The sequence below is a fragment of the Hydrogenophaga sp. genome, assembly GCF_041913525.1.
GTDB lineage: Bacteria > Pseudomonadota > Gammaproteobacteria > Burkholderiales > Burkholderiaceae_C > Hydrogenophaga.
The window spans coordinates 1-24,435 of record NZ_JAYSFD010000014.1 but is presented as its reverse complement, the minus strand read 5'-3'; the positions used below and the strand labels follow the sequence as shown (position 1 = coordinate 24,435).

The 24,435-nt window shown below is 67.1% G+C and carries 24 protein-coding genes; 14 read left to right on the top strand and 10 right to left on the bottom strand.

All coding sequences use genetic code 11. The annotated features are described in order from the left end of the window. Genes ACE3RQ_RS15540 through ACE3RQ_RS15530 form a run of 3 tightly spaced genes read right to left on the bottom strand, consistent with a single transcriptional unit; the run spans position 1 to position 2,222 of the window. Complete coding sequence (locus ACE3RQ_RS15540; RefSeq protein WP_374522961.1) at positions 1 to 660, bottom strand: amino acid ABC transporter permease; 660 nt, start codon at positions 658 to 660, stop codon at positions 1 to 3. Beyond that, positions 657 to 1,316, bottom strand: a complete 660-nt coding sequence (locus ACE3RQ_RS15535; RefSeq protein WP_374522960.1) for an amino acid ABC transporter permease — start codon at positions 1,314 to 1,316, stop codon at positions 657 to 659. The genes ACE3RQ_RS15540 and ACE3RQ_RS15535 overlap by 4 nt, the downstream gene beginning before the upstream one ends. Positions 1,317 to 1,364: 48 nt before the next feature. Beyond that, positions 1,365 to 2,222: a transporter substrate-binding domain-containing protein gene (locus ACE3RQ_RS15530; protein ID WP_374522958.1), complete on the bottom strand. Its 858-nt coding sequence runs from the start codon at positions 2,220 to 2,222 to the stop codon at positions 1,365 to 1,367. Between the two features lie 265 nt (positions 2,223 to 2,487). Between ACE3RQ_RS15530 and ACE3RQ_RS15525 the strand changes: the two genes are divergently transcribed. The 6 genes from ACE3RQ_RS15525 (at position 2,488) to ACE3RQ_RS15500 (ending at position 9,092) form a co-directional block, all read left to right on the top strand. After that, a complete protein-coding gene (locus tag ACE3RQ_RS15525; protein WP_374522957.1) occupies positions 2,488 to 3,417 on the top strand; it encodes a cyanophycinase in 930 nt (309 codons plus the stop codon). A gap of 1,467 nt (positions 3,418 to 4,884) precedes the next feature. Further along, positions 4,885 to 5,715: an ABC transporter substrate-binding protein gene (locus ACE3RQ_RS15520; protein ID WP_374522956.1), complete on the top strand. Its 831-nt coding sequence runs from the start codon at positions 4,885 to 4,887 to the stop codon at positions 5,713 to 5,715. A gap of 12 nt (positions 5,716 to 5,727) precedes the next feature. After that, positions 5,728 to 6,414, top strand: coding sequence for an ABC transporter permease (locus ACE3RQ_RS15515; RefSeq protein WP_374522955.1), 687 nt, complete (start codon positions 5,728 to 5,730; stop codon positions 6,412 to 6,414). Between the two features lie 10 nt (positions 6,415 to 6,424). Continuing rightward, on the top strand, positions 6,425 to 7,138 hold the full coding sequence (locus ACE3RQ_RS15510; protein ID WP_374522954.1) for an ABC transporter permease: 714 nt from the start codon (positions 6,425 to 6,427) through the stop codon (positions 7,136 to 7,138). A 9-nt stretch (positions 7,139 to 7,147) separates the two neighbouring features. Further along, complete coding sequence (locus tag ACE3RQ_RS15505) at positions 7,148 to 8,284, top strand: succinylglutamate desuccinylase/aspartoacylase family protein (RefSeq protein ID WP_374522953.1); 1,137 nt, start codon at positions 7,148 to 7,150, stop codon at positions 8,282 to 8,284. Positions 8,285 to 8,294: 10 nt separating this feature from the next. Beyond that, entirely contained in the window at positions 8,295 to 9,092 is a 798-nt protein-coding gene (locus tag ACE3RQ_RS15500; protein ID WP_374522952.1) for an ABC transporter ATP-binding protein, read from the top strand. A gap of 27 nt (positions 9,093 to 9,119) precedes the next feature. On the opposite strand, the gene ACE3RQ_RS15495 is transcribed toward ACE3RQ_RS15500, so the two are convergent. Beyond that, positions 9,120 to 11,609 carry a penicillin acylase family protein gene (locus tag ACE3RQ_RS15495; RefSeq protein ID WP_374522951.1) on the bottom strand — a complete coding sequence of 830 codons (2,490 nt, stop codon included), beginning with the start codon at positions 11,607 to 11,609 and terminating at the stop codon, positions 9,120 to 9,122. A 75-nt stretch (positions 11,610 to 11,684) separates the two neighbouring features. After that, positions 11,685 to 12,629: an FHA domain-containing protein gene (locus ACE3RQ_RS15490; protein ID WP_374522950.1), complete on the bottom strand. Its 945-nt coding sequence runs from the start codon at positions 12,627 to 12,629 to the stop codon at positions 11,685 to 11,687. A gap of 262 nt (positions 12,630 to 12,891) precedes the next feature. On the opposite strand from ACE3RQ_RS15490, the gene ACE3RQ_RS15485 reads away from it, so the two are divergent. Next, the gene (locus tag ACE3RQ_RS15485) at positions 12,892 to 13,233 is read left to right on the top strand and encodes a hypothetical protein (RefSeq protein ID WP_374522949.1); all 342 of its coding nucleotides are present in this window, start codon (positions 12,892 to 12,894) and stop codon (positions 13,231 to 13,233) included. 17 nt (positions 13,234 to 13,250) lie between these two features. Here ACE3RQ_RS15485 and ACE3RQ_RS15480 read toward each other — a convergent pair whose 3' ends face one another. Beyond that, positions 13,251 to 14,171 carry an LD-carboxypeptidase gene (locus tag ACE3RQ_RS15480; protein WP_374522948.1) on the bottom strand — a complete coding sequence of 307 codons (921 nt, stop codon included), beginning with the start codon at positions 14,169 to 14,171 and terminating at the stop codon, positions 13,251 to 13,253. Beyond that, positions 14,168 to 15,553 (bottom strand): tRNA adenosine(34) deaminase TadA, encoded by a 1,386-nt coding sequence (tadA, locus tag ACE3RQ_RS15475; protein WP_374522947.1) that lies wholly within the window; start codon positions 15,551 to 15,553, stop codon positions 14,168 to 14,170. Before tadA ends, ACE3RQ_RS15480 begins: the two co-directional genes overlap by 4 nt. Positions 15,554 to 15,634: 81 nt before the next feature. Between tadA and opgC the strand changes: the two genes are divergently transcribed. Continuing rightward, positions 15,635 to 16,771: an OpgC domain-containing protein gene (gene opgC, locus ACE3RQ_RS15470; RefSeq protein ID WP_374522946.1), complete on the top strand. Its 1,137-nt coding sequence runs from the start codon at positions 15,635 to 15,637 to the stop codon at positions 16,769 to 16,771. Here opgC and ACE3RQ_RS15465 read toward each other — a convergent pair. Both ACE3RQ_RS15465 and ACE3RQ_RS15460 read right to left on the bottom strand, forming a co-directional pair. Next, on the bottom strand, positions 16,751 to 17,440 hold the full coding sequence (locus tag ACE3RQ_RS15465) for a GDSL-type esterase/lipase family protein (protein ID WP_374522945.1): 690 nt from the start codon (positions 17,438 to 17,440) through the stop codon (positions 16,751 to 16,753). The two genes, opgC and ACE3RQ_RS15465, sit on opposite strands and share 21 nt — an antisense overlap. Then, positions 17,440 to 18,063 (bottom strand): FMN-binding negative transcriptional regulator, encoded by a 624-nt coding sequence (locus ACE3RQ_RS15460; RefSeq protein ID WP_374522944.1) that lies wholly within the window; start codon positions 18,061 to 18,063, stop codon positions 17,440 to 17,442. Before ACE3RQ_RS15460 ends, ACE3RQ_RS15465 begins: the two co-directional genes overlap by 1 nt. A gap of 136 nt (positions 18,064 to 18,199) precedes the next feature. On the opposite strand from ACE3RQ_RS15460, the gene ACE3RQ_RS15455 reads away from it, so the two are divergent. The 6 genes from ACE3RQ_RS15455 (at position 18,200) to otnI (ending at position 24,268) form a co-directional block, all read left to right on the top strand. Beyond that, positions 18,200 to 18,997, top strand: coding sequence for a FadR/GntR family transcriptional regulator (locus tag ACE3RQ_RS15455; protein ID WP_374522943.1), 798 nt, complete (start codon positions 18,200 to 18,202; stop codon positions 18,995 to 18,997). A gap of 127 nt (positions 18,998 to 19,124) precedes the next feature. Continuing rightward, on the top strand, positions 19,125 to 20,483 hold the full coding sequence (locus tag ACE3RQ_RS15450) for a GntP family transporter (protein WP_374522942.1): 1,359 nt from the start codon (positions 19,125 to 19,127) through the stop codon (positions 20,481 to 20,483). 31 nt (positions 20,484 to 20,514) lie between these two features. Next, positions 20,515 to 21,411, top strand: a complete 897-nt coding sequence (gene ltnD / locus ACE3RQ_RS15445; protein WP_374522941.1) for an L-threonate dehydrogenase — start codon at positions 20,515 to 20,517, stop codon at positions 21,409 to 21,411. Next, entirely contained in the window at positions 21,408 to 22,706 is a 1,299-nt protein-coding gene (gene otnK / locus ACE3RQ_RS15440) for a 3-oxo-tetronate kinase (protein WP_374522940.1), read from the top strand. The genes ltnD and otnK overlap by 4 nt, the downstream gene beginning before the upstream one ends. Before the next feature lie 20 nt (positions 22,707 to 22,726). After that, a complete protein-coding gene (locus ACE3RQ_RS15435) occupies positions 22,727 to 23,428 on the top strand; it encodes an aldolase (RefSeq protein WP_374523025.1) in 702 nt (233 codons plus the stop codon). A 30-nt stretch (positions 23,429 to 23,458) separates the two neighbouring features. After that, complete coding sequence (gene otnI / locus ACE3RQ_RS15430) at positions 23,459 to 24,268, top strand: 2-oxo-tetronate isomerase (protein ID WP_374522939.1); 810 nt, start codon at positions 23,459 to 23,461, stop codon at positions 24,266 to 24,268. Positions 24,269 to 24,330: 62 nt separating this feature from the next. Here otnI and ACE3RQ_RS15425 read toward each other — a convergent pair. Continuing rightward, positions 24,331 to 24,435, bottom strand: a 105-nt coding sequence (locus ACE3RQ_RS15425) for a hypothetical protein (RefSeq protein WP_374523024.1), incomplete at its 5' end; no start/stop codon positions are given.

The following is a 24,435-nucleotide window of genomic DNA, read 5'->3' as shown; positions in this document are numbered from 1 at the left end:
TCAGGCTTTCGGGCTTGGGGTGAGCGCGATCAGGCGCTCGGTGGCGCGGCCGAGGCTGGCCAGCGCCAGGGCCATGAGCCAGTAAATGAGGCCCAGCAGCAGATAGGGCTCGAGGTAGGAGAAGGTGTCGGCCACCACGGTGCCGGCGGTCATGGTGAGTTCGGGCACGGTGATGATGGACACCACCGACGATTCCTTGAGCACCAGAATGGCCTGGTTCACCAGCATGGGAATGGCCAGGCGCCCGGCTTGCGGCCATTCGATGTGCCGCAGGATGGCCAGGCGGCTCATGCCGAACACCCGACCGGCTTCCACCTGCCCGCGTGGGATGGACTGCCAGCAGGCGCGGAAGATTTCGGCGAAGTAGGCCGAGCCATAAATCGCCAAGCCCACGACGGCGGCGGTGATCGCGTCCATGGCCAGCCCGATCTGGGGCAGACCGAAATACAGCACGAAGAGTTGCGCCAGGAAGGGCGTGCCGCGCACCACCCACACAAAGGCTCGGTACAGCGGGGCCACGCGAGGCGCCAGTTGCAGGGCGGCGTTGAGCCCAAAGCCCAGCACCGCGCCCAGCGCGATGGCCAACACCGACAGCCACAGCGTCAGCCACGCCGCGCGAAGGAAGGCCGGCAGAATCTCAATGATCAGGTCGGGGTTCATGCGGCAGCTCCCGTGGAACGGGCGCGCACCAGGCGGGCGGCGCCCCACGACACCAGGGTGGTAAGCACCAGGTAGGCCAGGGCAATGGCCAGGTACACCTCAAGGGGGCGGTACGACACGGCCACCAGTTGCTTGCCCACGCGCATCAGGTCGGCAATGGCCAGCACCGAGACCACGGCGGAACCCTTGATGATGTCCACCGCTTCGTTCACCAGGGCGGGGAAGGTAAGCCGCAGCACCTGCGGCAACTGGATGTGGCGAAAGATCTGGCGCTCGCTCAGCCCGAACACCCGGGCTGCCTCAAGTTGCGCCACCGGGATGGCCTCAAAGCCCGAGCGCAGGATTTCGCTCTGGAAGGCCGCCGAGTTCAGCGCCAGCACCAGGCCCGCGGCCAGCCAGGGGTTCAGGTCAAGGCCAAAGGCGGCGGGCAGGTAGAACAGCATCAGCAACTGCACCAGCAGCGGCGTGCCGCGAAAGAAGCTCACGTACACCCCCACCAGGCCCCGGGCCGGCAGGGGCCCGCGGGTGCGGGTGAGGTGCAGGGCAATGGCCACGGCAAAGCCCATGGCAATCGCCACCGCCGAAAGGGCCGCCGTCGTCAGCAGACCGTGGCCAATCGGCTCGGCGTAGCCGAGCCAGCGTTCAAACCAGGGCATGGGCCACGCTCCGAGTCGGTAGGTCAGGGGCTGACGGGCGGCCGTTCATCACATCTCCGGCGCGGGCAGGCGGTCGGCGGGCACGGCCATGGTGAAGCCGAACCACTTTTGCTGCAGCTCGGCCATCTTGCCGCTGGTGTTGGCCTTGGCGATGCCGTCGCTGAAGAACTTCACCAGCGGGGCGCTGTCGGCGTCTTTGCGGCCCACCCAGGCGTAATAGGTCTTGGGGCCAATGGCCGGCTGCACCACGGCGAAGGTGTCGGGGCGGCTCTTCACCAGCGGCCCGAGGTTGGACATGGACTGCGCCACCGCGTCCAGGCGGCCGGCGGCCAGGTCGGCGTAGGCCTCGTCGAAGGAGACGTATTCCTTGATCTCCTTCAGGCCGGGCTTGCCCTCGTCCTTGAGCTTCTTGTCGTACTCGCGCAGCACCTTGAGCTGGGCCGAGCCCGCTTGCGAGCCCGCGACCTTGCCGCTGAGCTGGGCGGGGGAGGCAAAGGCGCCATCGGCCGTGCGGCGCAGCAGGGCCACGGTGGCCTCGGCGATGGGCAGGGTGAAGGCGAACTTGGCGTCGCGTTCCTTGGTGACCGTGACGGAGGTGACGATGAAGTCGAACTTCTTGGCCGCCAGACCCGGCAGGATGGCCTGGAACGGCACGTCTTGCCGCTTGGCCGCCACACCGGGCATGCCAGCCATCACCACGTCCAGCAGGTCGGCGCTATAACCCACGATCTTGCCGTCCTTCACGAACTCGAAGGGCGCGAACTGGGCCTCGGTGCCGATGGCGATTTCTTTTTTCTGCTTGACCGTGGCCAGCAGGTCGGCGGCGCTGACGGCGGGGGCCAGCAACGAGAGGGTGGAGCCCAGCACCAGGCCGGCCAGCGCGAATGGTTTGAACGCGAATTTCATCTGCTTCCTCATCAAGGGATCGGGTTAAGAGACCTTCAGAAAATTCAAGTGACTTGAATTTCAGAATGACTCATGCAGATACCGTGCCAGGCAGCCTGGCGTCGCCGTGCCGGGTGAAAGTTCGCTCATGCGCCAGAGAAGCGGGGTTGAGCGCCCCCGCGCCTTCAGGCTTCGCACCGAAATGGCCGCTGGCGGGCACCAAGGCCGTGCACCAGCCCTTGCTGACAACAACTGGTCACACCTGGCGGCCTACAATCCGCCCGCCATGATGTCCCGCCGCGCCTTGCTGTCCGTCGCCGCCGCTTCCGCGGCACTTCCCGCCACCGCCCAGTCACGCCGCATTGGCCGGCTGGTCATCATCGGCGGGGCCGAAGATCGGCTTCACGACAAGGTCATCCTGCGACGCTTTTTGGAGCTTAGTGGCGGGCCTTCCGCCCGCATTCGACTGATCAGTGCCGCCAGCGGGACGCCCGAGTGGGCCTGGGACACCTACGGGAAGGCCTTTGGCGACCTTGGCGTGACCGACTTCGCGCCTATCCCCATTGAAGACCGCGACGCCGCCAACAGCACCGCGGTCATCGACCGCATCTTGGAGGCCGATGGTCTGTTCATCTCAGGGGGCGATCAGCGCCGCTTGATGGACCTGATCTGGGAAACCGAGGCCTTCAAGGCCATGCACATTGCCTTTCACCTGCGCGGCTGCTGCATGGGCGGCACCAGCGCTGGTGCTGCGGTGATGTCGCGCCACATGTTGGCCCAGGGAGAGGCAACCAAGCTGCCGGAGAAGGAGGTGGCCGATCTGGACATTGGCCTTGGCTTCGTGGCACGCGCCATCATCGACCAACATTTCTCTGAGCGCGGACGGTTGGGCCGCCTGCTGTCGGCCATGGCGCAATGGCCCAGCATGCTGGGCGTTGGTATTGACGAAAACACTGCGCTGGTGATCGAGCGCGGAACCGCCGTCGAGGTGATTGGCCAAGGTGCCGTGACGGTGGTCGATGGACGCACGATGCGCACTAACGCGGATTTGGTGGACACGCGTGGGCGCCTGGAGATGCTAGGGCTTCGTGTGCACCTGCTGCCTGCGGGTCAGCGCTACAGTGCCAGCCCGTTGGTGCAACGCGCACAAAACATGCCACCTGAGCTTCGCGACGCGGTGGAACTGTTGGTCTCTCCAGGTCCTATTCGGGGCTGACGCCATTTCATCGCTTCATCGCAAACCGGAAGGCTTGCGGTTCAGTGCCCAGTCATCTGTAACACGGTCAAAACAAACGCCTGGGGCGCTCGGCTAAGTTGGCTTGGTTGCGACCCCTTTATATTCCACGATGTATATTATGTAAATAATTGGATCGAGTATCGGCGTCCTTCCCGCCATGCCATGGTTCGGCAAGGCCACCTCTTGTCGTTGAGTCTGCTCAACGCGCCAAAGCGCTCCCTGCGCTAGAAGCTTTGTGGAATGGAGCACCGCAAGCGGCTGCCGGTGCTCACCCTAGCGCGCAAAGGTGGAGAACGCCATGAAGCAACTGATGGTCGCGTTGCCCCTGATCGTGGCGGTGCCCCTGTTTTACGAGGCACCCGCCACCGCACAGGTGAGCATTGGAATCGGCATCAGCGGGCCAGGCGTGAGCATTGGCGTTCACTTTCCGGTCTATCCGCGTCTGGTTCGGGTGCCTGGGTATCCCGTCTATTACGCTCCGGCCCTGGAGGCCAACTACTTCTTCTTTGACGGCTACTTCTGGCTGTTTATCGACGACTATTGGTATGCAAGCAGTTGGTACGACGGGCCATGGACCTTGGTGCAACCGTACGCCGTGCCGTATTTCCTGCTCCGGGTGCCTCTGCGCTACTACCGTGCGCCGCCGCCTCGCTTTCGCGCTTGGCCCCGTGAGGCGCCGCCTCGTTGGGGCGAGTACTGGGGCCCGGCATGGGAGCGGCAGCACCCGGATTGGAATCGTCGGATTCAGGGTTCGGTCCCGGCACCAGCCCCGCTGCCGGATTACCAGCGGTCTTACTCAGGCGATCTCTACCCCGGCCCAGAGGCCCAGCGCCGCCTTCAAGACCAGCACTACCGCTATGAGCCCAGAGACCCCAGTTGGCGGCCGCCAGCCGCAGCGCCACCTCACCAACCGCCCTTGGAAGGTCGAGGTCATGGCAATCGGCCAGAGACGAGGCCAGAACGCGAACCGCGTCCCCAGCCACCACCGCCCCTGTATCAACGACCGCCAACACCGCAACGTCCGGAACGTGGCCAAGAGCCACCGCTGATGAACAGACCTCAGCCACCGCAGGACGGCGTCGGCCGGCAGGCGCTGCCTCAAAGTTCGGCCCCGCCTCGCGAACCTCCTGGGCATGACCGGGGCCGCGGGCCACAACGGCCGGAGGACGAAGGGCGGCCTGATCGAGGGAAGCCCTGACCTGGCCGGTGCCCACGCGTCTGAGCCCGCCAAAGTGCGACAAGTCAGCGCTGCCCTCATACGCCAATCCGGTCGGGAGGGCGTTGGCTGGGCCTCGTGCCGAGCCGGGGACTTGGGCAGCCCCTGCACACCATCGGCATTGGGGCACATCCCGATGCTCACAGAACAGTACGGGGTATCGCCTACCCCTACAATCCGTCACTTCTCAACTGTCGGCGACTGTCACCGTCGTCCAAGCGAGTTCTTCCATGAAGCACCTGTTTCTGTCTTTGAGTCTGGTGGGCGCCGCCGCCCTGGTCGGTTGCGGCAAATCGGAGGCCCCGGCGCCGGCCGCTGCGCCGGCGGCCGAGCCTGCAGCAGCGCCTGCTGCTTTGCCTGAGCTGAAGGTGGCGATAGACCCCACCTACCAGCCTTTCACCTTCAAGACGGCTGATGGCAAGCCCACTGGTTTTGACGTGGACATCGCCGAGGCGCTGTGCAAGGAAATCAAGCGCCAGTGCGTGTTCGTGGAACAGGTGTGGGACAGCATGATTCCTGGCCTGCAAGCCAAGAAGTACGACGCCATCATCAGTTCGATGTCGATCACCGAAGAGCGCCTGCAGGTGGTGGACTTCTCGGACAAGTACTACAGCACCCCGAGCCAGATCGTGGTGAAGACCGGTACCCCGTTCACCGACCTGGCGTCGCTGAAGGGCAAGAAGCTGGGCGTGCTCAAGGGCAGCACCCAGGAAAAGTACGCACTGGGTGAGCTCAAGCCCGTGGGCGTGAACGTGGTGCCTTACGAGGCGCAAGACCAGGTCTACCTGGACATCAAGTCGGGCCGTCTGGACGGCACCGTGGCCGACCGCGTGGAAGTCACCGGTGGTTTCCTGAGCAAGCCCGAAGGCAAGGACTACGGCTTCGTCGGCCCCGAGCTGAACGAAGAAAAGTACTTCGGCATTGGCATGGGCGTGGCGCTGCGCAAGGGCGAAACCCAGCTCAAGGACGAGATCAACGCTGCCATCAAGACGATCCGCTCCAACGGCACCTACGACCAGCTCGCCAAGAAGTACTTCGATTTCGACGTCTACGGCAAATAAGGAAGGCCCGGTTTGACCGGCTACTACGCTTCCATTCTGCAAGGCGCCCTCCTCACGGTGGGCGTCTCATTGGCCGCCCTCGGGGTGGCCATTTTGTTGGGCCTTGCCGGCGCCACGGCCAAGCTTTCCGGGCGGCCGTTGCTGGTGGGCCTGGCCACGGTGTACACCACGCTGGTGCGCGGCATTCCCGAGCTGGTGCTGATGCTGCTGGTGTTTTACGGCGGCACCATCGGCCTGAACCACCTGATTTCGCTGCTGGGCTTCAAAGCCACGGTGGACATCAACCCCTTCGTGGCTGGCGTGCTCACCATCGGTTTCATCTACGGCGCTTACATGACGGAAACCTTCCGAGGCGCCATCTTGTCCATTCCCCGTGGTCAGATGGAAGCTGCCTGGGCCTTTGGCATGGGCCGCTTCCAGACTTTTGTGCGCATCACCTTGCCGCAAATGGTGCGCTACGCCCTGCCCGGCTTCACCAACAACTGGCTGGTGCTCATCAAGGCCACCGCACTGGTGAGCCTGATCGGCCTGAAAGAAATGACCTACCTGGCCAAGCAGGCCAGCTCGGCCACCCGTGAGCCCTTCACTTTCTTCCTGTTCGCGGCCGCCCTCTTCCTTGTGTACACCTCGGTGTCGCTGTGGGCGCTGCGCTGGCTTGACCGCCGCTTCAGCCTTGGCGTGAAGCGCTCGGCCGCATGAGGTGCCCGGCATGAAATGGGAAGTGATCTTCAAGCCCAGTTCGCTGGCGCTGTATGCCGAAGGGCTGATGACCACGCTGGGGCTGCTGTTGTCTTGCCTGGCGGTCGGTGCCGTGCTGGCGCTGCTGTTCGCGCTGGCGCTGACCAGCCGCAGCCGCGTGTTGCGCACCGTGGTGGGGGCCTACACCTATGTGATTCGTGGCACGCCGCTGCTGATCCAGCTCTACCTCATCTACTACGGCATTGCCCAACTGGAATGGGTGCAGGCGCGCTGGGACGCGGTCTGGCCCTGGACACACTTCAAAGACCCGTTCTTCTGCGCGCTGCTGGCGTTCAGCCTGAACACGGCGGGCTACACGGCCGAGATTCTGGCCGGCGCCATTCGCGAAACCCCAGCCGGTGAGGTGGAAGCCGCGCAGGCCATGGGCATGACGCGCTCGGCCGTCTTGCGCCGCATCGTGCTGCCCAGCGCCCTGCGCCGTGCGCTGCCCGCTTACAGCAACGAGGTGGTGATGATGCTGCACAGCACCAGCCTGGCCAGCGCTGTGCCCGCCATGCTGGACGTGACCGCTGCGGCCAGCCGCATCTACTCCGACTTCTACCTGCCGTTTGAGGCCTACATCGCCGCCGCGGCCCTGTACCTCACCGTCACCTTCACCCTGGTGGGCATGTTCCGTCTGGCAGAGCGGCGCTACCTGGCCTACCTCGCGCCCCGCGCACATTGAGGGCCCGCGATGCAACGCCTGGAACACCCTCTTCTCAGCCCCAGCCTGGGGGCGCAGAAAACGCTGGTGTCGCTTCACTATGGCGACCCTACCGCACGCCCCAAGGTGTACCTGCAGGCCAGCCTGCACGCGGAAGAGTTGCCGGGCATGCTGGTGGCGCACCACCTGCGCCAGGCACTGGACGAGGCCGATCGCCAAGGTCTGATTCGCGGCTGCGTGGTGCTGGTGCCCGCGGCCAACCCCATTGGCCTGGCCCAGCGCCTGGACCACAAGGCCATGGGGCGATTCGAGTTTGATACCTCGCAGAACTTCAACCGCCACTACCCCGATCTGGCCGAAGCCGTGTTCGAGTCCCTGCGGACGCGCCTGGGCGCCGACGCGGCGGCCAACGTGGCCACGGTCCGAGCCGCCGTGACACGGTGGCTGAACGATTGGCAGCCCGCCACCGAACTGGAAAGCCTGCGCCGCGAGCTGTTGCGTCTCTCGCACGACGCCGATGTCGTCATTGATCTGCATTGCGACTGGGAAGCCGTGCTGCACCTGTATTGCGAAGAGGCCTGCTGGGCACCGCTTGAGCCACTGGCGCGCCTGACGGGCGCGCGCGCCGTGCTGCTGGCGCGCGATTCTGGGGGCGGCCCTTTCGACGAATGCCTCTCCGGCCTGTGGTGGCAACTGGCCGAACGCTTGCGGGCCGCCGGCCTGTCGCACCCGCTGCCCCAAGGCTGCGCCAGCACCACCCTTGAGCTGCGCGGTGAAACCGACGTGTCCCACGAGCTGGCGCAGGCCGATGCCAAGGCCTTGATGGCCTATCTGTGCCACCTCGGCGTGGTCGGCGGAGACCGCCCTGCCCTGCCTGCCCCCCTGTGCCAACCCACGCCACTCTCAGGTTCCGAGACGCTTCACACCCCGGTTCCCGGCGTGGTGGTTTACCGAGCGCGCCCAGGTGACGAGCTGGCGGCAGGTGACCCAGTGGCCGACGTGATCGACCCCACCGCGCCTGGCCAAGCCCGCGTGCACACGGTGTGCGCCAGCGTGTCCGGCGTGCTGTATGCCACCGTGGCCCAACGCTACGCCGTGGCCGGTGGCGAACTGGGCAAGATCGCCGGCGCCGTTCCTTTTCGCACTGGCCCCCTGCTGGGCGCCTGAGACCCCATCCATGACCGCACCTGCCCCCTCTTCCGCCACCCAAGCCCCTCTGCTGGAGGTGCACGACATCCACAAGCGATTTGGCGCCAATGAGGTGCTCAAAGGGGTGTCTCTGCAGGCCCGCGCGGGCGACGTGATCAGCCTGATCGGCAGTTCCGGTTCGGGCAAAAGCACGCTGCTGCGCTGCATCAACCTGCTGGAAAAGCCCAACGCCGGTCGCATCGTCCTGGGCGGTGAAGAGCTGCAACTCAAGGCCGACAAGCGTGGCGAACTGCAGGCGGTGGACGCCGCCCAGTTGCAGCGCCTGCGCACCAGGCTGGCCATGGTGTTCCAGCACTTCAACCTGTGGTCGCACATGACGGTGTTGCAAAACATCATCGAAGCGCCGGTGCACGTGCTGGGCGTGCCGCGCGATCAGGCCATCGACACCGCCCGCAAGTACCTGGAACGCGTGGGCCTGCGCGGCGTGGAAGACCGTTACCCCGCGCACATGAGCGGTGGCCAGCAGCAGCGCGTGGCCATCGCGCGCGCCCTGGCGGTGGAGCCGGCGGTGATGCTGTTCGACGAGCCCACCAGCGCACTCGACCCCGAGCTGGTGGGCGAGGTGCTGCGCGTGATGCGCCTGCTGGCCGAAGAAGGCCGCACCATGCTCGTGGTGACGCACGAAATGGGCTTCGCCCGCGAGGTGTCTTCGCAGGTGATCTTTCTTCACCAGGGCTGCATCGAGGAACAGGGTGACCCGCGCGAAGTGCTCGCCCGCCCGCGCAGCGAGCGCCTGGCGCAGTTCCTCAAGGGCAACCTCAAGTAAGGCCACCCTGCAGGCGCCGCAAGCCCCTTAGGGCTTGAGCGTCAAGGTGCTGACACCCTTCCCGGGGTTCATGCTCAGGGGCCGGTACTCTACGTCCTCCCATTCGCCCGCCATGTCGCGGTAGCGGCCCGACAAGGGGTGCCCGCTCTGACCGGTCTGGTAGATGAAGCGAGAGTTGTCCAGGTTGGACAGGTCATAGATGGCGCGCAGGCTGGCCGCGTGGCGGTTGGCATAGGGCGCGTCGGCCTTGTCCAGGTGGTATTGCCCCACGTTCACGGTGAAGGGGTCACCACCGGTGGGCGTGCGCACCTCAACCAAGGGCGCCAGGGCCTTGATGTTGCTCAGTGGGCGATGCACCGACAAGGCCGGGTGAGCCCTGCCCCACTGCCATTGGCCAACGTCTTGCCCCTGTGCCTGGGCGATCTTGTCCAGGGCGCGGCTCAGCGCGGCAGCGCTGGCCGCCGCACAACCCTCGGCCCCACACCAGCTCTTGTCGTCGCGTTCCAGAATGCCTTCCACCGCCGAGCGGAAATTGCGCTTGCCGTACAAGGACTCGAATCGTTCCTTGCCGAGGCGTTGCCCAATCACACCCCGCGTGAACTCGTCGATCCAGGCGGTGAAGATGAGCGGAGCGGCGTGGTCCGCCCGCATGACGCCATCAAAACCGTTCAGCGTTTTCAGCGCCACCGGTGCCAGGGCATGCTGGGACGTGGTCTTCTGCAGGAAAGGCAAAAGCCGCAATGTGGCCTGCGCGTACAGATCGCCGTGGATGGCGCGGTAAGAGGCCGCGTCGTGGTGGGGCGTGGCCTTCAGCAACTGCTCGATGCGCTGCTGACGGTATGGGGGCGCCCAATCTTGGGTGAGGAAGTGGGGGTAGTCCGGGCCATGGATGCGCTGGTTGGCGGTGGCGATCCAGCCTTTTTGTCCATCGTCTTGTGGTGTCTCGGCGTATGGCAGGTAGCCCGTCCAGTCGTAGCGGGCATCCCAGCCGGGTGAAGGTGTCATGCCCATGATGTCGTTGTCGGCGCGGCGCACCGGCACGCGCCCCACCGCCTTGTAGGCAATGCGGCCCTGGGTGTCGGCCATCAGCACGTTCTGCATGGGGGCCACAAAGGCACTGAAGGCCTGGCGCAAGCTGTCCACGTCGGTGGCGCGGTTGGCCGCCAATGAGGCGACCACGTTGCCGCCATCGGGCTCCAGTGCCGTCCAACGCAGGGCCAGTGCAAAGCGCTGCGTGTCGATCAGTTCGGCCTGGCGCGGCTGGGCGTCACTCAGCACAGGGCCGTGGCGCGTGTGGCGCACCGTGTGCACCACATCGGGCTTGCCCTTGACCTTGAACACCTCTTGCCGCGTCTCGAAATCGGCCCAGGCCATCTCGCCCGAGGCCGAGGGCACGCGGTACTGGGCTGGGTTGGCCGGATTGATCTGCTCGAGGTAGAGGTCTTGCACGTCGGGCGCGGTGTTGGTGAACCCCCAGGCCACGCCCCGGGTTCGGCCCAGCACCACGAAAGGCAGGCCAGGCAAGGTGGCGCCGATCACGTCCAGCCCCTTGGCCCCATCGGCATCGGGTGCCTGCAGGCGCGCGAAGTACCAGATGGCCGGCGCGCTCAATCCCAGGTGCGGGTCATTGGCCAACAGTGGCTTGCCCGAGGCGCTGCGGCTGCCGTCCACCACCCAGTTGTTGGAGCCTTTGCCTTCGCTGTGGCCCAGGTCAGCGGCCCAGCCGTTCAAGTCCGCCGCCAGGCTGGCTTGCCATCCACCCGTGGCGGCACCTGGCGCGGCAGCGCTGGCCACCTTGGCTGGGCGAAGCGCGCCCAGTTCGCGGTAGAGCTTGGCCAGATCGGCCTTGGCCGCCGGCGGTTCGCCTTCATAAGGCGGGAACAACTGCCACAGCCCTTGGGTGTCGAGCACCTGCAGCGCCGACAGGCGCGCGAGTTCATGGCCCCAGTTGCCGCCCAGGTCGAGCGCCATCATGATCGACCAGCCCACGCTGTCGATGGCGTCCCAGCCCTTTCCCTCCCGGGCCTGGGCCTGGGGGTCAATGCCGAGCAGCACGAACTCGGGCGCCCGTGCCTGCTGGCCGCTATCGATGAAGGCGCGCACGCCCGCGGCGTAAGCGTCCAGCGGTCGGCGGGCATCGGCAGGCAATTGCTCGTACTGCCGCTGTGCCGCCTGGCGAATGCCCAGCGTGCGCATGAGTTTGTCGGTTTCCAGCGCGGCCTCGCCCAACACCTCGGCCAGTTCGCCACGCATCACCCGACGGTTGAATTCGAGTTGCCAGCCTCGCTCTTGCGCATGAACGTAGCCCAGGGCTCGCCAGGCGTCGTCGGGGGTCTGGGCCAGCACGTGCGTCACGTCGCTGGTGTCGCGCAGCACCTGCACCGGGGCGCTCAGGCCGGGCAGGCCCAACTCGCCGTCCAGCGCCGGCAAGCTCTTTTGAACATAGAGGCCCAACCCCAGGCCCACCACCGCCAGCGTGGCGGCGCCTCCCATCAGCACGCGTTTTGTCCAGCCCATGGGTGTCTCCTCAATGGTTGTATTGGTGGGCCACACGGCGCGCCCAACGCGCACCGGGGCGGCATCGGCCAGCGCTCAGGCGCGCAAGCGCTTCTTCCCCAGCATCAAGGCGCCGTCGATCATGCGAAAGGCAATGGTGGGCGAGCCGAAGTCGCCAAAAGGGGCGCCCATGGCTATCTCGCCATTGCTGTGGAGCAAGCACTCCTGGCGACGCAGCACGATGGCGTGGTCGGTCCCTTCAAAGCGAACCCAGGTGCCATAACTGCTGGTGTCCTCCAGCACGAAGCTGCCCGAGCGGGCATCGATGCGCGCGTGCAGGCGCGACACGCGGGGGTCGGACACGACAAACTGGGCCTCTGGCACCCGACCAATGTGAATAGGCAGGTCTTTCATGGCGAACACCTGCCGCGAGGTCAACCATGACAGTTCGATGCCCTGGGCCGTGTCGCCATCGCCAGAGGTCATGGCATGCAGGTCGGCGGGAATGGTGAGGAACTCGGAGGGTGTTTCGGCGTGCCACTCGATGCGGAACACCTCGCAAGGGTCAGCCTTGCCCTTGATTCGCATGGGGCCCAGGCTGCGAAACCGCGCACCGGCTCGGCTGCTCAGGCCTCGAATGACCGCGTCGCTCACCAAGATTTGCTCAGGGCCGGCCAGGTCACTGAGGCGAGACGCCATGTTCACCGCGTCGCCGAAGCAGTCACCATCGACCACCACCACCGGACCACGCGCCACCCCGATCTGCACTTGCAGCTTGACCAGATCGGGCAATTGCCGCGAGCGAGTGGCGTGCTCTTGCTGGATCTGCACCATCGTGCTCACGGCCTTGTTGTTGTCGGCAAAGCTCATCAGCACGCCGTCGCCCAGCATCTTGACCACCTGGCCACCGTTTTCCACGGCTTTGCCGCCCACCCACTGGGTGAGGCGGGTGATGGTCTGGGTGGCGAGGTCGTTGCCCAGTGTTTCAAACACGGACACGCTGCCGGTCAAATCAACAAAGGCGATGGAAAGATCGGGCATGGGCACTCAAGCGTCGCGCGATTAGAGCACAGCACCTGGCGCGCAGCGGTCGCTCTCGCGGCGCTTTGTCCACGCAGCGCATGTCTCGGCGGGTGAGCAAGCCCTGTGTATGCCTACTGAATGCGACGGATGAATGACGGCTGATAAGCGCATGATTCGGTTGTTGTTTTTTTGAAAGACTGGGAGCAAACGCGATTGCGCTCAGATACCCCTGGGCCGTATTCTGTGTTCACTTTTACAAATTCGCACGAATTGCCGCCTTATGCGTTGGTTCAAGCCCGGTCTTCGCCACAGCCTCTCGGCCCTTTTGGGGCCGGACCTGCCCCGTGACTACCACGAGGCACTGGAGCCTGTTCGCCAAGCGATGATCGATGTGCTGGGCACCGAAGGAGCCCGGCTGAACCCGGCCCTTTGCAGCCGACTGAAGTACCTGCACGACGCCCACGCCCTGTGGTACGCGCGGGCCGAGGTGGTCGCCACGCTCAGTCGGCTGTATGGCGAGGCCGAGGCGGTGCAGCGTGTCCAGCGCCTGAACCCGGTGTTTCAGGGGCTGGTGCCGGCCAGCCTGATCAGTGCCGGTGCTCGTTCACGGGCCGGGCGCTGAGGCCGGCCCCACCCGGCTCAGTCCCAGACGATCAGGGCATCGCGCCCTTCCACCAGCACCTCCACCTCGGCGCCCACCGGCAACAGCACCTTGGTGGGCACGTGGCCGAACGGCAGGCCGGTGAAGATGGGCGTGCGGGTCTTGCTGCGCAACCACTCCACCATGGACGCCAGGCCGAACCCGCGGTCGTAGCCAGCCACTGGCGTGAACTTGTTGAACGCCCCCAGGAAGATGGCGCGCTGCTGGTCAAGAATGCCCGCGTGCAGCAGTTGCGTGAGTTCGCGCTCCAGCCGATACGGGTGTTCGCCCACGTCTTCCAGAAACAGCACACCCTTGCGGATGTTGGGCAGCCAGGGGGTGCCCACCAGCGAGCCCAGCAAGCTCAGGTTACCGCCCCACAGCGGGGCTTTGTCGATCTTGAGACGGTAGTCGGGGCCGAAGGCTTTGCCGTCGCTCACCGGCAAGCGCCAGCCGGCGCCCTCGCCATGGCCCTGCACGAGGTCATCAAAACAGGCCTCCATGATGTCGTCGGGCGTGCCGGCCACGCCAAAGTCTTCGCCCAGCGCTGGGCCGGCCCAGGTGATGGCGCCGGTCTTGGCCAGCGTGGCCAGTTGCAGGGCGGTGAAGTCGCTCAGGCCCACCCACTGGGTACCGCGCTCAATGGAGCGGGCGATGGCCTTGTAGGGCAGATCGGGCAGAAGGCGCGTGAGGCCATAACCGCCGCGCGAGATCAGGGCAATGTCGGCGCCGCTGGCGGCAGCCCGGCCAATGGCGGCCAGGCGGGTGGCGTCGTCGCCCGCAAAGCGCATGTGATGGTCCAGCGCCGATGGGTCGATTTCCACCTCGTGCCCCAGTTGTTGCAGGCGGCGCACGCCACGGCGAAAAGCGGCCTTGTCGCGCACGGCGCTGGACGGGGAATAGATGTAGATGTGGCTCATGGTGAAGGCGGTGACGAAGAAAAGTGCTGCAAGGCCAGGGCGGCCAGGTCGGTGTAGGTTTCCGGCAGGGCGTGGCCAGCGCCGGGCAACACCACGGCGGGCGGTGCGTGCCGGATGCCGGCCGCCAGCGCCTGCATGGCGGCGGTGCTGCGCCAGGGGTCAGGCTGGCCAAGGAGCAAGAGGCTTTGCCCAGTCCAGTCGTTTCGCCAGAAGTGGCGGGCCGCCTGCCAGATGGCTTGCACATCGCCTGGTGGGTGCGAGGGCTCAAGCGCATCAAGGGCGCGCAAGGCGGCGCGGTGCCCACGGTCGGGGAATGGCGCACCGTAGGGCTGCCCGGCCTGGGGCTCAGCCGACCACCAGTGGTCGAGGTCGAGTGCGGGCTTTCGCGACAACTCGTGGGCCCAACGCCGCTCGGCCAACTGGGCGGCCGGGTCATCGGGCCATTGGGCGTTCAGGGCGAGCAAACCGGCGAAGCGTTGCGGGGCGGCCGTGGGCAGGCTCAGGCCCAGGGCCGCACCGATGCCATGCACCACCAGCACCGTGCGGCGCAGGTCAAGGCGCTCGATCAGCGCCAGCAGGGCATCGCGGTGAAAAGCGAACTGGTGTTGCGTCTCTTTTTTGGGCTTGTCGCTGCGGCCGAACCCGATCAGGTCCGGCGCCACCACGCGGTGCCCGGCCGCCAGCCAGGTGGGCACCAGGTGGCGATACAAGTAAGACCAGGTGGGCACGCCGTGCAGGCAGAGCCAGGTGAGCGGCGCATCGGCCGGGCCCTCGTCCAGGTAGTGCAGGCGCCAGCCCGGCGCGCTGGGGAGGTCGTCCACCCATTGCGAGGCCCACGGGAAGTCGGGCAGCGAGGCGAACCGATCGGCGCCGGGACGCAGCGCGTCCTCCCGCACGGGCTGGGTGTTGGCGCGACGGGGTTGGAAGAAGCGCTTGAGCAGCGCGGCGCCCTCCTCGGCCAGCACACCGCCCTGTACTTGGGTGTGGTGGTTCAGGGCGGGCTGGGCGAACAGATCGACCACCGAACCGGCGGCGCCGGTCTTGGGGTCGGCGGCGCCAAACACCACGCGCCCCACCCGGCCGTGCAGCAGCGCACCGGTGCACATGGCGCAGGGCTCAAGCGTGACGTACAGGGTGCAGCCGTCCAGGCGGTAGTTGCCCAGCGCGGCGGCGGCTTGGCGCAAGGCCACGATTTCGGCGTGGGCGGTGGGGTCGTGGGCGCCGATGGGGCCGTTGCGGCCCCGGCCGATCACCTGGCCGTCGCGCACCACCACCGCCCCCACGGGCACCTCGCCGGCGTCGGCGGCCAGGCGGGCCTCGGCCAGGGCCTCTCGCATCCAGGCCTCGTCAATGGCAGGGGAAATGGCGGGAGAGACGGGCATCGGGCGAGTGTAGGCGAGTCGTTCGGGTGCCCCAGGCGGTATCGGGCACGTGGCATCATGCCGGGTTGTCCCGAATCCGCCATGCCACCCAGTTCCAGCCGCCGATGGGAGCTTGACGCCCTGCGTGGGCTCATGCTCGTGCTCATGACCCTGACCCACATGCCGACGCAGTTTTCGTCGCCGCTGGGGCAGCCGTTTGGCTATGTGTCGGCAGCCGAGGGTTTTGTGTTCCTGTCGGCCTTCATCGCCGGGCAGGTGTACAGCCGCAAGGCCCTGCGCCAAGGCGTGCCGGCCATGCGCCAAGCCTTCTGGCAGCGCGCCCGCAAGCTCTATTTCTGCCAGTTGGGCTTGCTGCTGCTGGCCTTCACGCTGTTCGCGTGGCTGGGCATTCGCAACCACCAGGGTGGCATGACCGGGCTGGTGGAGTTTTACCTGCTCAAACCGGTGACGGCCGTGGTGGGCTCGGTGCTGCTGGTGTACACGCCGCCGCTGTTGGACATCCTGCCCATCTATATCGTGTTCATGGCGGTGAGCCCCTGGGTGCTGGCGCGCGGCTTGCGCCGGGGGTGGGGGCCGGTGTTGGCGTTGAGCGGCCTGATCTGGCTGGCCGAGCAATGGGGGGCGGCCCATTGGCTGTACCAGGCGGTGAACCGCTGGGTGCCCATGCCCATTCCCTACCGCGACATGGGGGCCTTTCACGTCCTGGCCTGGCAGTTTCTCTGGGTGCTGGGGCTGGCGCTGGGCGCCCGGCAGGCGCCGCTGCCGCGCATTCCGGCCTGGGTGTGGGTGCCGGCGGCGGTGTTCGCGATGGTGTCCCTGGTGTGGCGCCACCTGGTAGGCCAAGACCCGATGCCGGGCGTGCCGCTCATGACCTGGCTGTTCGACAAATGGGCACTGGGCCCGCTGCGCATGGTGAACTTCGCCTGCCTGCTCGCGCTGCTGCTGGCGGCGGGGCCTTGGCTGAAAGCCCGGCTGCCCAGGCCGCTGCCCCTGGAGTTGCTGGGGCAGCATTCGCTGTCGGTGTTCTGCCTGCACCTGATCATCGCCATGCTCACCCTGGCCTATTTCGGCTCGACCGAGGTGCTGCGGCCATGGACCACAGACCTGGTGATTTTGCTCGGCGCGTTCGCCGGGCTGTTCGCCACCGCCCTCGTCTCTCAAGCGCGTGACGAGCGACGCCTGCCCTGGCAGCGGCCCTCAGCGCCGAAGGTGCGCTGAGATCACCTGCCGCCACAGCCCGTAGCCTTCGCGGGTGAGGTGCAGCTTGTCGCGTTGGTACAGCTCGGGGCGCGGCTGGCCGTCGTTGTCGAGCATGGCGGCGTGCAGCTCGATGTAATCCAAATTTGGCTCGTTCAGCACAAAGGTCTGGATCAACAGGTTGGCCTCGCGCATGGCCTCCAACTGCGCCATGCGCGACGGGCTGGGCTTGATCGACACGTAGGCAATGGGCACTTCGGGCAGGTGAATGCGCACCCGCCGCACGAAGGCAATAAAAGCGCCCAGCAAGTCCATGGGGCCGAAGCCTTCCACCAGGTCGTTCTCGCCTGCGTACAGCACGATCTGCCGGGGTCGGTAGGGCAGCACGAGGTCGGGCACGAACTCCACCCATTCCTGCAGGCGAGACCCGCCCACCCCGCGCCGGATCACCGGCCCTTGTTCGGGAAAGGCCTGCTCCAGCCCCTGCCACATGCGAATGGTGGAACTGCCGACGAAGAGGATGCTGCCCGCCGGCGGCAGGCGGCGCTGGTCGTTGGCGGCAATGGCGGCCAGTTCGGCCTTCCAGCGCTCATGTGCCGGGCTGGCCCAGGGCGCCATCTGCGCCATCGCTGGCGAAGCCATGCCCGCCAGGGCGGCGGCGAGCCAGGCGCGGCGGCTCCAACGGCGCATCAATTCGACTCCCCAAGCCCCAGGCGGCGCATCCAGGCGGCCAGCGCGCGCTCGTTCTCGTTGCCGGCTTCGTAAGTAGCCAGCATCGCGGCATGGGATTCCGGCCGGTGCTGGTTGAGCTTGACCTTGCACTGCCAATCGGTGATGTGCAATTCAAACGCGTGAATGCCGTTCACCATCTTGTGCTGGTAGTCCTCTGGCAGGCTGCGCCACTGCGGGTCGTAGGCCGGGTCGTGGTCGTGAATGAGGTGCTTGAGCAGGCGGTCTTTGTCGTCGAACGCGTCAATGAAGCGCGCCTCCACCGTGAGGTGCAGGGCCAGGTAGCTCCAGGTGGGCACGCGCTGCAGATCGGCGTACACGCGGGGCGACATGTAGGCCTGGGGGCCTTGGAACACCACCCGGGCGCGCGGCCGGTCACGCAGAAAGCGGGCATGGGGGTTGGGCTTGGCCACGTGGCCCAGCAGCACGCCGTGAGGGCCTTCTTCTACCCAGTGCAGCGGCAGGGGGGTGATGAAGGGCAGGCCTTCGTCGTCCACCGAGACCAGTTGGGCCAGGGGGTATGAGCGCGCGATGTCTCGGGCGACGCTGAGGTCGCGGCAGGCGAACTGGGGCGGCAGGTACATGGTGCGGTGCCGTACGGGGCTGGGCATGTCGAGAGCCGCCAGTGTAGTGCGGGCATTCGCTGCCTGTGCGGGCTGGCGGTACAGTTGCAGCCCTTGGATGTTGGCCTAGCCGGCCCTACCCTTTTTCCCGTTTGCGATGTCCTTCACTTTTCCTGCGATCAAGCCCGGCGCCCGCCTGGCCGACCAAGTGGCCGCCTCCCTGGAGGCCGAAATCCGTGCCGGTCGGCTCACCCAGGGCGAAAAGCTGCCCACCGAGCAAGCGCTGGCGCAGCAGTTCGGGGTGAGCCGCACCGTGGTGCGCGAGGCGGTGTCGCGCTTGAAATCGATGGGCCTGGTGGACGCGCGCCAAGGCAGCGGCATGTACGTGGCGCGGCCCGATTTCGAGCCACTGCAGTTCGATCCGCTGACCAGCGCCTCCAAAGAGGCGGTGCTGCAAATTGTGGAGGTGCGCCGCGCCCTGGAAGCCGAGGTGGCCGAGCTGGCCGCCACCCGGCGCAGCCAGGCGGATGTGCGCGCCATTCGCGAAGCGCTGCAGGCCATTGACGCCGCCGTGCAGGCGGGTCGTGACGGGGTGGAGGAAGACGTGGCTTTTCACCGCACCATTGCCCAGGCGGCGGGCAACCCGTTTCTGATCCACACGTTGGACTACCTTTCGCAGTTCCTGCGCGGCGCCACCCGCGTGACGCGCGCCAACGAGGCACGCAACGCCCACTTCGCGGCCGATGTGCTGCGCGAGCACCAGGCGCTGGTGGCCGCCATCGAGGCCGGTGACCCGACTGGCGCCCGCGCCGCCGCGGCCCAGCACATGAAGAACGCGGCGCGCCGCATCGACCAGGCCGACCCCACTTTCTGGCAGCAAGACGGTGGGCGCTATGCCCGTGACCTGATCGCCGCCGAGCCCCGCCTGAGCACTCCCGTTTTGCCACCTGCGTGACAGGGTCCAGGGCTTTTCCTGGACTGTGCGCTTGGTGAAAGTTGTATGATTACCCGATCAATTAGCTTGGAAGGCGGGCCGGTGCGTGAGCGATCGGTCCGCCTTTCGTCCACGGAGACCCCAACAAATGACCACCCCCGCCCTTCTCGGCATTGCACTGGCGAGCATCGCCCTGCTGTTGCTGCTGATCATCCGTTTTCAGGTGCATGCCTTCGTGGCCATGATGCTGGTGAGCATCTTGGTGGCCTTTGCCGCTGGCCTGCCCATGGGCGACATCGTGCCCACCCTCATTCAGGGCATGGGTGGCACGCTGGGTTCGGTGGCCATTCTGGTGGCGCTGGGCGCCATGCTGGGCCGGGTGATTGAAGTCTCGGGCGGCGCGGGCAGCCTGGCCCACCGCTTCACCAGCCTGCTGGGCCCCAAGCGCGTGCCAGCGGCGCTCACCGCCGCGGCGCTGGTGCTGTCGATTCCCGTGTTCTTTGACGTGGGCTTCATCATCCTGGTGCCCATCATTTACGGCTTCTGCAAGGCCGCCAAGGTGGACCCGGTGAAATTCGGTTTGCCGGTGGCCGGCATCATGCTGGCCACCCACGTGGTGGTGCCGCCGCACCCGGGCATCGTGGGCGGCGCGGCCGTGCTGGGCGCCGACGTGGGCTGGATCACGCTGATCGGTCTGGCGGTCTGCCTGCCCCTGGCCGTGCTCTCGCAGTACGTGAGCGCCTGGCTGAACCGCCGCCGCATCGAGATGCTGCCGGCCACGGCCGAGCAGTTCGCCGCCTTTGATGCCGGCAGCAGCGAAAAAGCGCGCCTTCAGGCCCCTGGCGTGGGCGTGGTGCTGACGCTGATCGTCGTGCCGCTGCTGCTCATCATGATCGGCACCACCGGCGCCACCCTGCTGCCCAAGGGCGACCCGGTGCGCGCGGTGCTGGGCTTCATTGGCGCTCCCATCTTTGCGCTGATGGTGGCCATCGGCCTGGCCTTCTTCCTGATCGCCAAGCGCCAGGGCTGGAGCAACGCCAAGACCAACGAGGTGATGGAGTCGGCCCTGCCGCCAGCGGCCACCGTGATCCTGGTGACCGGCGCGGGCGGCGTGTTTGCCAAGGTGCTCACCGCCACCGGCATCGGCGCGGCCCTGTCCACCACCATCTCGGGCGCCGGTCTGCCGCTGATCCTGGCGGGCTTCGTGATCTCGATGGCCCTGCGCGCCGCGCAAGGCTCGGCCACCGTGGCCATTCTCACCACCTGCGGTCTGCTGGCCGAGGCCGTGACCAGCGGCGGCTACAGCACCGTGCAGGTGGCGCTGCTGGCCGTGGCCATTGGCTTTGGTGGCCTGGGCTTGTCGCACGTAAACGACTCGGGCTTCTGGATCGTCACCCGCTACCTGGGCCTGAGCGTGGCCGATGGCCTGCGCAGCTGGACGGTGCTCACCACCGTGCTGGGCGTGGCCGGCTTCCTGCTCACCGCCTTGATCTGGGCCCTCGTCTGAGCGCCCGCATTTCGCTGAAAGGACTCTCCACATGACCACCCCCACCGTCGGCGTGATCGGCCTGGGCGCCATGGGCGCCGGCATCGCCAAAACCCTGCGCCACAACGGCTTTCATGTGCACGTGTGCGACGTGCGCTTTGAGGCCGCCCAAGCCTTCGCGGCCGATGGCGGCACCGCCTGGCGCACGCCGGCCGAGGTGGCCGCGCAGGTGCCGGTGCTGGTGTCGGTGGTGGTGAACGCGGCCCAGACCGAACAGGTGCTGTTCGGTGACGGTGGCGCCGCCGCCGCGCTCAAGCCGGGCAGCGCCTTCATCATGTGCTCCACAGTGGACCCGAACTGGTCCATCGCGCTGGAAGCCCGCCTGCAAGCCCTGGGCCTGCACTACGTGGACGCCCCCATTTCCGGCGGCGCGGCCAAGGCCGCCAGCGGCCAGATGACCATGATGACCTCGGCCACCCCCGAGGCCTACGCCGTGGCCAACCCGGTGCTCGACGCCATGGCAGGCAAGGTTTACCGCCTGGGCGACAAGGCCGGTGCGGGCAGCAAGGTGAAGATCATCAACCAGTTGCTGGCGGGCGTGCACATCGCCGTGGCCGCCGAGGCCATGGCCCTGGGCATTCGCGAGGGCGTAGCGCCGGATGCGCTGTACGAGGTCATCACCCACAGCGCGGGCAACAGCTGGATGTTCGAGAACCGCATGGCCCATGTCATCGCGGGCGACTACACGCCGCTGTCTGCCGTGGACATTTTTGTGAAAGACCTGGGCCTGGTGCTCGACACCGCGCGCGCCAGCAAATTCCCCCTGCCCCTGGCCGCCACCGCGCACCAGATGTTCATGCAGGCCTCCACCGCCGGCTTCGCCCGCGAGGACGACAGCGCCGTCATCAAGATCTTCCCGGGCATCAGCCTGCCGGAGAAACAGGCATGACAACAGGCACGAACCAGCCGCGCGTGAAGCTGGGTTGCATTGCCGATGACTTCACCGGCGCCACCGACCTGGCCAACAACCTGGTGCGCGCCGGCATGCGCGTGGTGCAAACCATTGGCGTGCCCAGCGAGCCCATGCAAGAGCCAGTGGACGCGGTGGTGGTGGCGCTGAAGTCGCGCACCATCGCGCCGGCAGACGCCGTGGCCCAATCGCTGCAGGCGCTTCGTTGGTTGCAGGCGCAGGGCGCGCAACAGGTGTATTTCAAGGTGTGCTCCACCTTCGACAGCACGCCGCAGGGCAACATTGGCCCCGTCACCGACGCGCTCATGCAGGCCCTGGGCCTGCCCTTCACCGTGGCCACGCCCGCCTTCCCCGACAACAAGCGCACCGTGTTCAAGGGCTACCTGTTCGCGGGCGATGTGCTGTTGAACGAAAGCGGCATGCAAAACCACCCGCTCACGCCCATGACCGACCCCAATCTGGTGCGGGTGATGCAGGCACAAACGCGCCAGCGCGTGGGCCTGATCGACCACAGCGTGGTGGCCCAGGGGCCCGAGGCCATTCGCCAGCGCATGGCCGCACTGCAGGCCGATGGCGTGGGCGTGGCCATCGTGGACGCCATCTCCAACGACGACCTGCTGCGCCTGGGCCCGGCCCTTGCCGACCTGCCCCTGGTGGTGGCGGGCTCGGGCGTGGCCATTGGCCTGCCGGCCAACTTCGGCATCGAGCCCTCGTCGCAAGCCGCCGAACTGCCGCCAGTGCGCGGCCTGAAGGCCATCGTGTCGGGCAGTTGCTCGGCGGCCACCAACGCGCAGGTGCTGCACTTCATTCAATCCGGCCGCCCGGCGCTGGCCATTGACCCGCTGCGCATCGCCGCCGGCATGGACGTGTGCGCCGAGGCCCTGGCCTGGGCCGAGCCGCACTTGGCCAGCGGGCCGGTGCTGGTCTATTCCACCGCCGAGCCGCGCGACGTGAAGGCCATCCAGGGCCGCCTGGGCGTGGAAGAAGCCGGCGCCATGGTGGAGCGCACCATCGCCGGCATCGCGCGTGGCCTGGTGGCGCGCGGCGTGCAGCAACTGGTGGTGGCCGGTGGCGAAACCTCGGGCGCCTGCGTGCAGGCCCTGGGCATCGAGCGCATGCGAATCGGTGGCCAGATCGACCCCGGCGTGCCCTGGTGCCATGCCCCGGTGGACCCGGCCCTCAACGCCGAGGGTGGCGTGCACATCACCCTGAAATCGGGCAACTTCGGCACCACCGACTTCTTCACCAAGGCCTTCCAGACCCTGGCCCCATGAGCACCGCCCTGCCTCATGCCCTGAGCGAAGCCCAGGCCCGCGACGAGATTTGCCGCGTGGGCCGCAGCCTGTTTGAGCGCGGCTACGTGCACGCCACGGCCGGCAACATCAGCGTGCGGCTGGCCGACGGCTTTCTCATCACCCCCACCGACGCCTGCCTGGGCACCCTTCGCCCCGAGGCGCTGGCCCGGCTTGACGCACAAGGCCAGCAGCTCTCGGGCGAACGCGCCAGCAAAACCATCGCGCTGCACCGCCGCATTTACGAGGCCACCGAGGCCGCCGGCCGCCCGGCGGCTTGCGTGATCCACACCCACAGCACCGCCCTGGTGGCCTGCTCGCTCAAGGCCTTTGCGGCCGACGCCCTCGCCGGTGGCGCGCTCGACCCGCAGGCCGAGCTGCTGCCCCCCATCACGCCCTACTTCGTCATGAAGGTGGGCCGCGTGCCCCACATCGCCTACCATCGCCCCGGCGACCCGGCCGCGGCCGAGCGCGTGGCCCAGGCCATCGCCGCCCACGCGGCACAAGGCCGCCAACTGCGCGCCGTGATGCTGGCCCGGCTGGGGCCCAATGTGTGGCACGACACCCCCGCCTCGGCCATGGCCGTGCTCGAAGAACTGGAAGAAACCGCCCGCCTGGTGCAAGCCCTGGGCCCCGATGGGGCGCCGCCGCTCACCGAGCCCCAGATCGACGAACTGCGCCAGGCCTTCGGCGCCCATTGGTAAGCCACCCGCCCCTTTTTCACCGCCCGCACCATGCCACGCTTCGCCGCCAACCTCTCCATGCTCTACAACGAGCTGGACTTTCTTGACCGTTTCGCCGCCGCCGCGGCCGATGGCTTCACCGCCGTCGAGTACCTCTTCCCTTACGCCTACGCGCCCGAGGAACTGGCCGCACGCCTGCAAGCCAATGGCCTGCAACAGGTGCTGTTCAACGCCCCACCCGGCGACTGGGACGGCGGCGAGCGCGGCCTGGCCTGCATCTCTGGCCGCGAGGCCGAGTTCGCCGACGGCATCACCCAGGCCTTGCGCTACGCCCAGGCCCTGAACTGCCCGCGCGTGCACGTGATGGCCGGCAAAGTGCCCGAGGGCATGAGCCCCGAGCTGGCCCGCACCACCTACGTGGCCAATCTCAAGGCCGCCGCGCCGCGCGCCGCCGCCGCGGGCGTGAATCTGCTGATCGAGCCCATCAACCAGCGCGACATGCCCGGCTTCTTCCTCAGCTGGCAAGCCCAGGCGCACGAACTCATCGCCGAGATCGGCGCCGACAACGTGAAGGTGCAGATGGACCTGTACCACGCGCAGATCATGGAAGGCGACCTGGCCATGAAGATTCGCCAGTACCTGCCCACTGGCCGCGTCGGGCACATCCAGATTGCCGGCGTGCCCGAGCGCCACGAGCCCGACGTGGGCGAAATCCACCACCCCTACCTGTTCGCCCTGCTCGACGAACTCGGCTTCGACGGCTGGATTGGCTGCGAATACCGCCCGCGTCGCGGCGCCGTGCCGCGCGGCACCGGCGAGGGCCTGGGCTGGATCCGGCCCTGGCTGCCCGCCAAAGGCTGAGGCTCCACCCGCCAAACAAAAGGCCACCGCGAGGTGGCCTTTTTGCTGGGCGAGAGGGGAGATCATTCCCACTCAATTGTCGCTGGCGGCTTGCTGCTCACGTCATACGTGACGCGGTTGATGCCGCGCACCTCGTTGATGATGCGGCCCGACACCTTCTTGAGCAG

Bases quoted from the DNA above. Each gene is read 5' to 3' on its own strand.
- ACE3RQ_RS15540 (WP_374522961.1), bottom strand. From the start codon at position 660: ATGAACCCCGACCTGATCATTGAGATTCTGCCGGCCTTCCTTCGCGCG.
- ACE3RQ_RS15535 (WP_374522960.1), bottom strand. From the start codon at position 1,316: ATGCCCTGGTTTGAACGCTGGCTCGGCTACGCCGAGCCGATTGGCCAC.
- ACE3RQ_RS15530 (WP_374522958.1), bottom strand. From the start codon at position 2,222: ATGAAATTCGCGTTCAAACCATTCGCGCTGGCCGGCCTGGTGCTGGGC.
- ACE3RQ_RS15525 (WP_374522957.1), top strand. From the start codon at position 2,488: ATGATGTCCCGCCGCGCCTTGCTGTCCGTCGCCGCCGCTTCCGCGGCA.
- ACE3RQ_RS15520 (WP_374522956.1), top strand. From the start codon at position 4,885: ATGAAGCACCTGTTTCTGTCTTTGAGTCTGGTGGGCGCCGCCGCCCTG.
- ACE3RQ_RS15510 (WP_374522954.1), top strand. From the start codon at position 6,425: ATGAAATGGGAAGTGATCTTCAAGCCCAGTTCGCTGGCGCTGTATGCC.
- ACE3RQ_RS15505 (WP_374522953.1), top strand. From the start codon at position 7,148: ATGCAACGCCTGGAACACCCTCTTCTCAGCCCCAGCCTGGGGGCGCAG.
- ACE3RQ_RS15500 (WP_374522952.1), top strand. From the start codon at position 8,295: ATGACCGCACCTGCCCCCTCTTCCGCCACCCAAGCCCCTCTGCTGGAG.
- ACE3RQ_RS15495 (WP_374522951.1), bottom strand. From the start codon at position 11,609: ATGGGCTGGACAAAACGCGTGCTGATGGGAGGCGCCGCCACGCTGGCG.
- ACE3RQ_RS15490 (WP_374522950.1), bottom strand. From the start codon at position 12,629: ATGCCCGATCTTTCCATCGCCTTTGTTGATTTGACCGGCAGCGTGTCC.
- ACE3RQ_RS15485 (WP_374522949.1), top strand. From the start codon at position 12,892: ATGCGTTGGTTCAAGCCCGGTCTTCGCCACAGCCTCTCGGCCCTTTTG.
- ACE3RQ_RS15480 (WP_374522948.1), bottom strand. From the start codon at position 14,171: ATGAGCCACATCTACATCTATTCCCCGTCCAGCGCCGTGCGCGACAAG.
- tadA (WP_374522947.1), bottom strand. From the start codon at position 15,553: ATGCCCGTCTCTCCCGCCATTTCCCCTGCCATTGACGAGGCCTGGATG.
- opgC (WP_374522946.1), top strand. From the start codon at position 15,635: ATGCCACCCAGTTCCAGCCGCCGATGGGAGCTTGACGCCCTGCGTGGG.
- ACE3RQ_RS15465 (WP_374522945.1), bottom strand. From the start codon at position 17,440: ATGCGCCGTTGGAGCCGCCGCGCCTGGCTCGCCGCCGCCCTGGCGGGC.
- ACE3RQ_RS15460 (WP_374522944.1), bottom strand. From the start codon at position 18,063: ATGTACCTGCCGCCCCAGTTCGCCTGCCGCGACCTCAGCGTCGCCCGA.
- ACE3RQ_RS15455 (WP_374522943.1), top strand. From the start codon at position 18,200: ATGTCCTTCACTTTTCCTGCGATCAAGCCCGGCGCCCGCCTGGCCGAC.
- ACE3RQ_RS15450 (WP_374522942.1), top strand. From the start codon at position 19,125: ATGACCACCCCCGCCCTTCTCGGCATTGCACTGGCGAGCATCGCCCTG.
- ltnD (WP_374522941.1), top strand. From the start codon at position 20,515: ATGACCACCCCCACCGTCGGCGTGATCGGCCTGGGCGCCATGGGCGCC.
- otnK (WP_374522940.1), top strand. From the start codon at position 21,408: ATGACAACAGGCACGAACCAGCCGCGCGTGAAGCTGGGTTGCATTGCC.
- otnI (WP_374522939.1), top strand. From the start codon at position 23,459: ATGCCACGCTTCGCCGCCAACCTCTCCATGCTCTACAACGAGCTGGAC.